This window comes from Luteibacter sp., assembly GCF_051958795.1.
Classification (GTDB): domain Bacteria; phylum Pseudomonadota; class Gammaproteobacteria; order Xanthomonadales; family Rhodanobacteraceae; genus Luteibacter.
The window spans coordinates 1-7387 of sequence record NZ_JBQCFT010000278.1 but is presented as its reverse complement, the minus strand read 5'-3'; the positions used below and the strand labels follow the sequence as shown (position 1 = coordinate 7387).

Here is a 7387-nt window from a genome sequence, read left to right as displayed (position 1 = left end):
GCTGTCGCGACATCCGCCCTGTTCCCGCTGGCGCGCGTCCGCGCTGCCAGCGGGACGACCTGGTATGTCGACGGCAGCGGCGGTGACGATGCGCACGCGGGCACCAGCGAGGCACATGCATTCCGTACGCTCGACCGGCTGAACAAACAAAGCTTCGGGCCGGGCGACCGGATCCTGTTCAAGCGCGGTGGCGACTATCCGGGCGCCTTCTTGCCGAAGGGCTCGGGCAGCGCCGGCGCGCCGGTCGTCGTCGATGCCTACGGCCAGGGCGCGCTGCCCCACCTGCATGCCGATGGCAAGGCGCCCTCCACGCTGCGCCTGCAAAACCTCGAGTACTGGACCGTGCGCAACCTGGCGATCTCCAACCAGGGGCCGCAGCCAGCCGCGAAACGGACGGGCGTCCACCTGTTCCACCAGGACTTCGGCGTCGCCCACGGCATCACCCTCCAGGGCCTTCACGTGCATGACGTCAATGGCCTGCCGGTGAAGAAGGACGGCGGCGGCAGCGGGATCCTGGTCGAGGCGAAAGGCAAGGACAAGCCCACGCGGTACGACGGCCTCATGATCAGCGATAACATCCTCGAGAACACCCAGCGGGATGGCATCCTGTTCCTCGCCGCCGGCAACCGCCAGGGCGGCCTGGCAAAGGGCATCGTCGTGCGCGGCAACCGGCTCACCGGCGTGCCGGGCGATGGCATCCTCGTGCGCGGCTGCGACGGCGCGCTGGTCGAGCACAACACCATCAGCCAGTGCGGTCCGCTGCCACGCGGTGAAGCCGCCGCCGGTATCTGGCCGTTCGACTGCGACAACACCACCGTCCAGTACAACGAGGTCAGCGACCACAAGGCCTACGCCGACGGCCAGGCCTATGATTCCGACTTCCGCTGCCGGAACACCCTGATCCAGTACAACTACAGCCACGACAACGTCGGTGGCATGGCACTGGTCTGCAACGATGGCCGGAGCGGGGGCGATATCGGCAACACCGGCACCGTGGTGCGTTTCAACGTCAGCATCAACGATGCCCTGCGCAAGAGCGACAGCGCGAGCCTGCGCATCTCGGGTCCCGTCGCTGGCAGCCAGATCTACAACAACATCATCATCATCCCGGAGAAGCCCATCGCCGGAGCCGAGGTCACCGTATTCAAGGCGACGAGCTGGAAAGGCGTGCCGAGCAGCACCGCGATCCACGACAACATCGTCGTGGCGCCGCAGTCACCAGGGATCGATATGCAGGTGGCAACGGCCACGAAGCTGGGCGAGAACCGCATGTTCGCGACGGCAGCAGGCGCCGCGAGGTCCCAGGGCGTTCAGGCCGCATCGGCGGCCGACCACGCGATGCTCGATCGCTTCCGCAAGGACCGACCGAGCCTGGCGCAGGTCAATGCGCTGGTGAAGGCGTGCTTCGCCGATGGCAAGCCGGTACCGAACGCCATGCAGCTGATCGGCCAGCTCGCCACCGGCTAAGCCGGGCTCAGAACCTCGGTTGCAGGTGCCACTGCCACGCTGAGGCGAGGATATCCTCCATCCGCGCCATGGCCGGACGCCAGCCGAGTTCATCACGCGCCTGCTGGCTCGAAGCCACCAACACCGCCGGGTCACCTTCCCGCCGTTCGGCAAACTCATGCGGCACGGGGCGGCCGGTGACCTTCTCCGCCGCCGCGATCACCTCGCGCACCGTGAAGCCCTCGCCGTTGCCGAGGTTGAAGGTGAACGCGCCCTCGTTGCTGGCCATGTACTCGATCGCCAGAAGATGCGCGGAAGCCAGGTCGTTCACGTGCACGTAGTCACGGACGCAGGTGCCATCACGCGTGTCGTAGTCCGTGCCAAACACTTTCAGCCCCTTGCCCTGCCCCAGTACGGCCTTCAGGACGTTGGGAATCAGGTGCGTCTCCGGATCGTGCGCCTCGCCGATCGACCCACACGACGATGCGCCCGCCGCATTGAAATAGCGCAGCGCGACGGAGCGCAGCCCATAGGCCCTTGCCGCATCGGCAAGCACCTGCTCGATCATCAGCTTGCTCTGTCCATACGGATTGATGGGCGTGGTGGGGTGCGTTTCGTCGATCGTGTCGGAGACGGGGTGGCCAAACACGGCGGCGGTGGATGAGAACACCAGGCGATCGACGCCAGCATGGCGCATGGCATCGAGCAGCGCGATGGTGTTGCCGACGTTGTTCTCGTAGTACGCGTAGGGATCGATCACTGACTCGCCGACCAGCGAGCGCGCGCAGAAATGCATCACCGCATCGAACGCGTGGTCCGAGAAGACGCGCGCGAGCTTGCCGGCATCGCCGATATCGCCATGGACGAACGGCACGCCGTCGGGCACGGATTCGCGATGGCCGGTCGATAGATTGTCGAAGACGACGACCTCATGCGCCCTCTCGATGAGGTAGCGCACCATGTGCGAGCCCACGTAGCCCGCACCACCACATACCAGGATTTTCAAGCGTCAGCCCTTTCTACTTGGTTACTGCGATTCTTCAGCCACAGGTTCGACCGGCTGCGCCACCGCTGCGGTGATGCCCGTGCGCGCGGAGGATTGGTTCTCGCTGTGCACGAAGCCCTTGAAGATCGTGAGGAAGATGATCTTCAGGTCGAACGCGAGCGACCAGTGGTTGATGTAGTAGAGATCGTGCTCGATACGCCGGGTCAGGTCGGTATCGCCACGCCAGCCGTTGATCTGCGCCCAGCCGGTGATGCCTGCCTTCACCAGGTGCTTGTGCATGTAGCCGTCGATCTCGCCCTTGAACTGCTCCACGAACATGGGCCGTTCCGGACGCGGGCCGACGATGGACATGTCGCCACGAAGCACGTTCAGGAACTGCGGCAGCTCGTCGAGGCTGGTCTGGCGGATGAATTTGCCGAATCGGGTAGTCGTCTTGTTCTGCGCGCCGCCCCAGGCGACCTTGCCGCTACGCTCCATATCCACGGGCATGGAGCGGAACTTCAGCATCTCGAATTCCTTGCCATCCAGGCCTACGCGGCGCTGGCGATAGAGCACGGGGCCAGGGCTGGAGAGCTTCACGCCGATCGCCAGGCACAGCATGATCGGCGCGATCATGAGCAGGATGCCCGCGGCGATCAGGCGATCCTCGACGTTCTTCACGAGCCAGGCATGGCCCTCGAGCGGGCTGGAGCGCAACGTGACGATCGGTACGCCGCCGCAGTCTTCCATCTGGTGGTTGATCAGCTGGCGGCCGAGGAGATCCGGCACGAACTTCACCGTAACCACGTGCTGCTCCATGCGGTCCATGGCGTACGTGATGGCGCGATTCGCGCTCACGGGCAACGCGAGGAGCACCTCGTCCCATTCACCGCGCTTCAGGATGTCCTCGAGCTCGAGCAGTGAGCCGACCTTGGGCACACCATCAGGGATGGCATGATCGTAGCTCGTCTTCACGTATCCGGTGATGTCCATGCCGAGTGCAGGATTGGCACGCACCTGCTCCAGCATGTGCAATCCGGAGTCGGTGGCACCCACCAACAGGCAACGCGCGATGCCTTCGCCACGCGTGCGTAGCCGACGCAACGCAACAAGCGCAATGAGTCTCACGAGCGAAAAGCCGATGAGACCGAAGGGAAGTGTCAGTAACACCCACGCACGCGAGAATGTGTCGCCGATCTTCAGCAGATAGCACATCACCATGAGGCAGGCGAACGCGATGGCCCATGATGCTGCGATGCGCAAGAATTGGCTGATCGGACGCTCACCGAGCGGCTGTTCGTACACCTGGAACAGCATCGAGCACACCAGTGTGAACAGCACGAGGATGACCATGGCCGCCGTGTAGGTGCTATCCATCGCCTGGCCGTCAAAGCGGGCCAGGTAGGCCAGATGCGCCGCGGTGACCGCACTCATCAGGTCACCAACACGAAGCTCCAGATCAACTAAGGCGTTGATTTTTTTCAGTTGCATGACAAGTACCTTCTGCCAAGAGACAACACCGGCCAAACCGGCATGCCAAGGTACGTGCCCCCTGTAGGTCCGGCGAGGCTTCATCCCGAAGCTCGTATCGGCCCAACACGCTATTGCCCGAGTCCGCGGAGCACCGGACTCAGTTAGCTCACCACTCTCGCAATGCGGAGAATATGAGTGGATGCTGCATCGCCACGAAAACAACAGCAATCGTGCATGTAGTGAAACCTGACACGTTTCACAGAAACACTCGCTGAATTTCGTCGTTCAGCAGAACGACTTGCTTGTTGACACATGGATAGCGGTGAATGTCTTACGCGTTTTGTCAGCGCACATCCGCAAATGACACGCGTACTCTCATTCAGTTTCTTCTTCACATACGCAGGAGATCAGACATGAAACGTCTGCTAATCGCATGCGCCATCGCCGCCGTCACCGTCCCGCTCCTCGCACAGGCGCAACGCGCACCCGCACAGCCGGCCGCGCAGCCGGCAACCGCTGAAAACAACGCTGCGCAGGGCGCTCGCGTCGCTACACCGGCGCAGGCACGCCAGGCATCGCAAGGTGCCGTCGCACCTGCACGCGTCGGCGCAGGCACCGCGGCCATGGCCGCAGCAACCGGTGCCACTGCGAATTCGGCGACAGGTACGGGCAATGACGGCACGGGTGGCACCGGCGGCACGGGTGGCACCGGAGGCACGGGCGGTACAGGTGGAACCGGCGGCACGCACTGATTTGGTGCTGTGTTCATGAATGGACGTCCAAACGTCCATGTATTCCCGATTGGTTAATGCTGGGTCGGTTTAAGTAGTGGACCGTCCGATTCCGGGCAGTCGTTGTATCCAAGGAATCCGCGCACGATGAAGTTCCTGCCGACCCTCGGTCTGGCCGGATGCTGCATGTTCCTGCATGCATGCGTCCTGGCCCCCGGCCAGCACATGAACACCGGCGAGCTGAACGACAAGCAGACCCCCACTGGCGCCCGCTACCAGCTCGTCCCCATCACACCCAAGCTCATCGCGATGGACAAGGCCTCGGCCACGCCGGCCAGCCTGGATCCCGCACTGACCGCTTACAAGCCCGACGATTACCACATCGGCGCGGGCGATTCGCTGTACATCACGGTATGGGAACACCCGGAACTCACCTCGCCTGCCGGTTCGCAACAGCAAACCGCCGCCAATGGGCGCCTGGTCCGCCCCGATGGCACCCTGTTCTACCCGTACGTCGGCCAGATCAAGGCGGCCGGGCTCACGATCGAACAGTTGCGGACGGAGATTTCCGATCGCCTGACCAAGTACATCGCGAAGCCGCAGGTCGATATCAGCATCGTCGGCTTCGCCAGCCAGCGCGTCACCATGGGCGGCGCCTTCACGAATACATCACCCCAGAACATCTCGGTCGCGCCGCTGACGCTTTCGCAGGCTGTCGGTGCCGCAGGCGTCAATGCGCAGATCGCCGATCTCTCCAACGTGGTGCTCCGGCGCGATAACCACGAGTACCACCTCGACCTCGACAAGCTCTCGCACACGCTGCAGGGCGGCCAGGACATCTACCTGAAGGGCGGCGACAGCGTCTACCTGCCCTACAACGATAACCACGAGGTGTACGTGCTCGGCGAAGTGCTGCGCCCGCAGGCCATCTCGTTCAAGACCAGCGACCTCAGCCTGACCCAGGCGCTCGGTCGCTCGGGCGGCCTCAACCAGACCAGCGCGCGCGGCAAATCCGTTTACGTGATCCGCGGCGTGGAGAACATGGAAAAGGCCCCCGCCACCATCTATCAGCTCGACAACAACTCGCCCGCCGCGTACGCCGTCGCCGGGCAGTTCGCTGTCGAGCCTGGCGACGTGATCTATGTCGGCCCCGCCGGCATCACCCGCTGGAACCGCTTCATCAGCCAGCTCCTCCCGCTATCGGGCCTGATCAACAACGCGGCCACCGCCCAATCCAACCTGGATCGCGACAGCCAGTTGTGATGGAGGATGCTGGATACCGATTCCCCGTACTACAGGCGACATGAATGAAGGTCACAATCTTTGGTACCGGTTATGTAGGTTTGGTCACCGGCGCCTGTCTCGCGGAAATGGGTAACCATGTGGTCTGCGTTGACATCGACGAAGCCAAGGTAGAGGGCCTCAAGAAAGGCATCATCCCCATCTACGAACCAGGCCTCGAGCCGATCGTCAAGCGGAACTACGCCGCTGGGCAGCTGGATTTCACGACGGAGCCGGCTTCCGCCATCGCGCACGGCGAGATCATCTTCATCGCTGTGGGGACACCGCCCGATGAAGATGGCAGCGCCGACCTGAAGTACGTGCTCAGCGTCGCGCGCACCATCGGCCAGCACCTCGATCGCTATGCCGTCGTGGTGAACAAGTCGACCGTACCCGTGGGTACGGCGGACAAGGTACGTGGCGCGATCGGCGAGGTGTTGGCCAGCCGTGGAGCCAGCATCGCCTTCGATGTGGTCTCGAACCCCGAGTTCCTGAAGGAAGGCGATGCCGTCGAGGACTGCCTGCGCCCGGACCGCATCGTCGTCGGCGCCTCCAGCGAGCGTGCCGTCGGCCAACTGCGCAAGCTCTACGCGCCGTTCAACCGCAACCACGATCGTATGGTGGTGATGGATGAGCGCTCCGCCGAGCTCACCAAATACGCCGCCAACGCCATGCTCGCGACGAAGATCAGCTTCATGAATGAGATCGCGAACATCGCAGAACGCGTGGGCGCGGACGTGGAACTCGTGCGCCAGGGTATCGGTTCCGATCCCCGCATCGGCTATCACTTCATCTATCCCGGCGCAGGCTATGGCGGCTCCTGCTTTCCGAAGGATGTGCAGGCGCTCGAGCGCATCGCCCGCGCGCATGACTACGACGCGCGCCTTCTCGCGATGGTGGAGGCAGTGAACCACACGCAGAAGACCCGTCTCTTCGCCCAGATCCTTCGTCACTTCGATGGCGCCATCGCTGGCAAGACCATCGCCCTGTGGGGCCTGGCGTTCAAGCCGAATACGGATGACATGCGCGAAGCGCCGAGCCGCCGGTTGATCGAGGCACTCTGGGAAGCCGGTGCGAAGGTGCGCGCCTATGACCCCGAGGCCCGCGAGGAGACCGCCCGCATCTATGGCAAGCGCGACGACCTGGTGCTCTGCGAGAAGCCCTACGAGGCGCTCGAAGGGGCCGACGTGCTCGCCCTGGTCACCGAGTGGAAGGCCTTCCGCGCACCGGATTTCGCGCGGATCAAGGCGGCATTGAAAGAGCCGGCCATCTTCGATGGCCGCAATCTCTACGATCCGCAGGTGGCCGAGGAAGCCGGCCTCGCCTACTACGGCATCGGCCGCGGCCGCTCGTTGCAACGCTGATTCTGAGCCGACAGAGGGCGCGCCCGTCCTGGGCGCGCCCTTTTTTTACGCCAACGATCTTGTGGGAGCGCGCTTGCGCGCGATGGGGCACGCCGCAGCGCCCATCG

General features: G+C 63.7%; 6 protein-coding genes. 4 read left to right on the top strand and 2 right to left on the bottom strand.

Annotated features, from left to right (window positions below):
- Positions 1-1467 (top strand): right-handed parallel beta-helix repeat-containing protein (locus ACTHLF_RS14595; RefSeq protein WP_440328073.1); only part of this gene is annotated, 1467 nt, incomplete at its 5' end.
- A 7-nt stretch (positions 1468-1474) separates the two neighbouring features.
- On the opposite strand, the gene galE is transcribed toward ACTHLF_RS14595, so the two are convergent.
- Entirely contained in the window at positions 1475-2452 is a 978-nt protein-coding gene (gene galE / locus ACTHLF_RS14590) for a UDP-glucose 4-epimerase GalE (RefSeq protein WP_440328072.1), read from the bottom strand.
- A gap of 21 nt (positions 2453-2473) precedes the next feature.
- Positions 2474-3922, bottom strand: a complete 1449-nt coding sequence (locus tag ACTHLF_RS14585; protein ID WP_440328071.1) for an undecaprenyl-phosphate glucose phosphotransferase — start codon at positions 3920-3922, stop codon at positions 2474-2476.
- A 395-nt stretch (positions 3923-4317) separates the two neighbouring features.
- Between ACTHLF_RS14585 and ACTHLF_RS14580 the strand changes: the two genes are divergently transcribed.
- The 3 genes from ACTHLF_RS14580 to ACTHLF_RS14570 all read left to right on the top strand — a co-directional run bounded on the left by ACTHLF_RS14580 (position 4318) and on the right by ACTHLF_RS14570 (position 7280).
- Positions 4318-4656 carry a hypothetical protein gene (locus ACTHLF_RS14580; RefSeq protein ID WP_440328070.1) on the top strand — a complete coding sequence of 113 codons (339 nt, stop codon included), beginning with the start codon at positions 4318-4320 and terminating at the stop codon, positions 4654-4656.
- A 126-nt stretch (positions 4657-4782) separates the two neighbouring features.
- Positions 4783-5898, top strand: a complete 1116-nt coding sequence (locus ACTHLF_RS14575) for a polysaccharide biosynthesis/export family protein (protein ID WP_440328068.1) — start codon at positions 4783-4785, stop codon at positions 5896-5898.
- A gap of 44 nt (positions 5899-5942) precedes the next feature.
- Complete coding sequence (locus ACTHLF_RS14570) at positions 5943-7280, top strand: UDP-glucose dehydrogenase family protein (protein WP_440328067.1); 1338 nt, start codon at positions 5943-5945, stop codon at positions 7278-7280.
- Positions 7281-7387 lie beyond the last annotated feature (107 nt).

What these genes read in the sequence shown, in the direction of transcription:
- ACTHLF_RS14585 (WP_440328071.1), bottom strand. Translation starts at nt 3,922, where the DNA reads ATGCAACTGAAAAAAATCAACGCCTTAGTTGATCTGGAGCTTCGTGTT.
- ACTHLF_RS14575 (WP_440328068.1), top strand. Translation starts at nt 4,783, where the DNA reads ATGAAGTTCCTGCCGACCCTCGGTCTGGCCGGATGCTGCATGTTCCTG.
- ACTHLF_RS14580 (WP_440328070.1), top strand. Translation starts at nt 4,318, where the DNA reads ATGAAACGTCTGCTAATCGCATGCGCCATCGCCGCCGTCACCGTCCCG.
- ACTHLF_RS14570 (WP_440328067.1), top strand. Translation starts at nt 5,943, where the DNA reads ATGAAGGTCACAATCTTTGGTACCGGTTATGTAGGTTTGGTCACCGGC.